We start from the raw sequence: 4031 nt of genomic DNA on the forward strand, positions 1-4031 counted from the left end.
CAACGGATCAACAAACGGCGAAAAAACTTCCGCGCCGCCCGTCGGGTGGACGATCAGCGGCGTACCGAGAACAACCCCGGCGGTGGCGGATCCGAACCCGTCGCGTCGGCGTCCCGCACGACCTGCGCGCCACCGACGAAACGGTCCAGCTCGTCGCCGGCCACCACCCGGCCCGGAAACCAGTCACCGGCGGCCCGTCTGGTCAACTCCGGCACCGGCGGCTGGGACCGCCCGGCGACCAGCACCAGATTGCCGTACCGGCGCCCGCGCAGCACCGCCGCGTCGCCGACCAGACAGGCCTGCGGCAGCACCGACCGGACCGTGGCGACCTGCCCCCGGGCGTGCCGCAACGGCGGGCCGTCGGCCAGGTTCGCCAGGTACCAACCGGCCGGGCGGAGCACCCGGGCCACCTCGGCCGCGTACTCCAGCGACGTGAGGTGCGCCGGGGTACGCGCCCCGGCGAACACGTCGGCGACCACCACGTCGTAGCTGGCCTCCCGGGTAGACGCCAACACCGCCCGGGCGTCCTGCACCCGAACCTTCAACCGGGGGTCCGACGGCCAGGGCAACGCCCGACGGACCAACTCCACCAGCGCGCCATCCACCTCGGACACCCGCTGGGTCGACCCCGCCCGGGTGGCGGAGACGTACCGGGGCAGGGTCAGGGCGCCGCCACCCAGATGCAGCACCCGCAGCGGCGCGCCGGCCGGCGCGACCAGATCCACTGCGGCAGCCAGCCGACGCACGTACTCGAACTCCAGGTGAGTGGGGTCGGCCAGGTCGACGTGCGACTGCGGCGCGCCATCCAGCAGCAACGTCCACGAGCCGGCCCGGTCCGGATCCGGCACCAGCTCCGCCAGCCCGGTGTCCACCTGCTCGACCACCCGCTCAGCCGCCCGTTTACGCCCCATCGGAACCAGTATCCGCGTTCAACGGGCGGCGCGGGCCGCTGTGGTCAACGCGCGGTGCAGCAGCCGGGAATCACCCAGCAGGGCCCGCAGTCGGCGCTCCAGACCGGCGATCGGGATCAGGTTCTGCGGGGCCCGCGGGTCCTTGTACGGGGTGGACGCGAAGCGCGGCAGGGTCACCAACGACAGATCGGCCAGCTCGATCGCCGCCTCGACCGGCAGGTCGGCGGAGCACTCCACCCGGACGATGCCCGCCCACGGCGCGCCGATCGCCACCGGCAGCCGCAGATACCACGACCAACCGCCCCAGGCGGTGCCGAGCCGGAACACCGGGGACCGCTCACCCGACGCCATCCCGGTCACCACGGCGGTCAGCCGAGCATCCAGATACTGACTGTGCTGCGTCTTGATGTAGCCCAGAGTGCGCGGCAACTGCCGACGACTGCGCAACGGGCCGTCCACCACCAACAGGTCACCGTCGACCCGGGCCGCGTCGGACACCGCCACCTCCAACGCGGTCAGCGGACCCTGCACGGCGGCCGGAAGCTTCGCCAACTCACCGGTGCCACCCACCCGGTGCACCGGGTAACGGATCGCGCCCGCCACCACATCCCGCGCCGACGGGCTCGCGGTGAACAGACCCCTACCAACCTGGGTGCCCGCCAACTGCGCCGCACCCCGGCCCAGGTCACAGCGGACCACCCCGGCCGCGTACGAGGCCGCCAACCCGGGAAACGACCCGCCGTCGGTCTCGGCCGTCCAGATGCTCGCGTCGATCCGACGCACCCCGTCGACCAGCAACACCACGTCGGGTGCGCGCACCCCGGGGCGTACCCCGATCGCCCGCCAGTCCACGGCGGGCAGCTCCACGTCCGCGTCGACCTGGGCGCTGCTCGGCGCGGCCGGCCCGGCCGCCGACGCCTCGAACGACGCCCCGTACGCCGGATCCCACGAGTCGACGAAGAACGCTGCGTCGCCCCGCACGTTCACCGGGCTCGCCTGTCGTTCGCGACTGCGGGGCTCCGCTGCGCGGCACTCCTCGCGCTCACCGGCCGGTCCGTTCCACCCGGGCGGAGCGGGCGTCCTTGCGCACCTCGAAGCGGACCGGGATCCGCTCGGCCAACGCCGGCACGTGGGTGACCACGCCGACCATCCGATCGCCCCGGGCCGCCAGGTTCTCCAGGGTCGCCGCCACCGTGTCCAGCGTGGCGGCGTCGAGGGTGCCGAAACCCTCGTCCAGGACGATCGACTCCAGGCTCGCCGCCGTGGTGGACATCCCGGCCAACTGTTCGGAGAGCGCCAACGCCAACGCCAGCGACGCCTGGAACGTCTCACCGCCGGAGAGGGTGCGCACCCCCCGACGCAGCCCGGCGTCGTGGTGGTCGACGACGACGAACTCACCCTTGTCGTGCACCAGCTCGTACTGCCCGTTGGACAACTCCCGCAGAATCCCCGACGCACCGTCGACCAGCAGGTCCAACGCCTCGGCCAGCAACCACCGCTCGAAGTTGTTGGCCCGCAGGTGCCCGGCGAGCGCGCGCGCCACCTGCGCCTCCCGCTCGTGCCCCGCCCGCTGCTCGCGCAACGCACCGGCCTGCTCGCGACGCTCGTGCAGCCGCCGCCGGTCGGCGTCGGCCCGCTCCACCGCCACCGTCGCCGCGTGCACCGGATCGTCCCCCACCGGCACGTCGGCGTCGGCGAAGATGGCCGCGATGGCCCGTTGCACCCCGTCGGCCACCGACTCGGCCGCCGCCACGGCAGCGGCCCGACCGTCCCGGTCGGCGCGGCGGCGGTCCGCCTCGCTGGTCGCCCAACCGGTCAGCGTCGACCAGGCGGCGGCCACATCGTCCCGGTCGGTCGCCGGGGGACCGAACCGGGCCAACCCGTCCCGGGCGGTGTCGAAGGCCCGCCACGCCGCCCGCAGCCGCTCCTCGGCGGCATCCACAGCGGCCCGGGCCTGGCGAGCGGTCTCGCGGCCGGCCCGGACCGCCGTCGCCGCCTCGTCCAGTGCGCGCCGCAACCGGGCGTGCTCGGCCAACTCCCGGCGCAGCACGGCCGGCTCGGCAGCCCCGGAAAGCTGCCCGTCCAGCTCGGCCAGCCGGGCCTCCAGCTGCTCCTGCCGGGCCCGCGCCTGCACCAGCAGCCGCTCCAGCTCACGCGCCGCCGCGTCCCGCTGCCGCACCGTCTCCTGCGCGGCCTTGGTCGCGGCCCGCGCGGCCTTGCCGGCCGCCGTCGCGGCGGCCACCGCCGAATCGGCCGGCACCGCCGGCACCTCGGCCACCGGCTGCTCGCACACCGGGCACGTTGCCCCCGCATGCAGGTGCACCCGCAGGCTGACCGCCAGGTCGGTGGCCTTCGCCTCCTCGTGCGCCCGGAAGGCCGCCTCCAGGTCCGCGTCGGCCCGCTCGGCGACCGCGCGGGCGTCGACCAGCGCCGCCACCGCCGTGGTGTGCTCGTCGTGCGCCGTGCGCACCGCCTCGCGGACCTGCCGGTCGCGGGGCATCGGCACCGCGTACGGCACGGCGGGCATCACCAGTCGCGGGAGCATCGCGGTGGTGAGGGTGTCCAGCGCGGCGCTGATCCGCAGCGCGTCGGGGACCGAGATCCGGTCGGCGAAGAGCACCCGCATGGTGGTACGCAGGACGATCCGGGTCAGTTCGGCGCCGCCGTCGATCGGGCGACCGGTGCGGGCCGGTTCGAGCCACTCGTCGACCGCCTCGTTGATCGCCTCGGCCATCTTGTCGACGAGCGTCTCGGCCCGCTTGGCGGTGAACAACGGCTGCAGCGCGCCTCGGCTGGACTCCCAGACCGCACCCTCGGCGACCAGGATGGCGTCACCGACGATCCGGCGAACGGGTCGCCAGAGCAGCCCGTCGCCGTCCCGGATGTAGTTGGCAACGTTGTCGCGCAGGACGCGTTGCAGGTGCTCAGGATGGCTGACCAGGTAGGGGCGGAACGAGCCGAGGTTGAGCCGGACGACCTCGCCGGCGGCGGCATCCGCGAAGTCGACGAGCGCGCCCAGCGGATCACGGACCAGCGCGGGCAGCGCGCGTCGTGCCGGGATCGTCCGGGGCTCGGTGCTGACGGTGGCGGAGCGCGCCTCGGACACCTGCGACATCGAAC

At 74.4% G+C, this 4031-nt stretch carries 3 protein-coding genes; all 3 read right to left on the reverse strand.

Annotated features, from left to right (window positions below):
* Positions 1-53: 53 nt before the first annotated feature.
* Entirely contained in the window at positions 54-911 is an 858-nt protein-coding gene (locus KBX53_RS24940) for a spermidine synthase (RefSeq protein ID WP_210861962.1), read from the reverse strand.
* An 18-nt stretch (positions 912-929) separates the two neighbouring features.
* Entirely contained in the window at positions 930-1892 is a 963-nt protein-coding gene (locus tag KBX53_RS24945; RefSeq protein WP_030336178.1) for a hypothetical protein, read from the reverse strand.
* 61 nt (positions 1893-1953) lie between these two features.
* The coding region (locus KBX53_RS24950) for a cytochrome P450 (RefSeq protein WP_247676169.1) at positions 1954-4031 on the reverse strand (2078 nt) is incomplete at its 5' end.

The organism is Micromonospora sp. M51 (assembly GCF_018070305.1).
Classification (GTDB): domain Bacteria; phylum Actinomycetota; class Actinomycetes; order Mycobacteriales; family Micromonosporaceae; genus Micromonospora; species Micromonospora parva.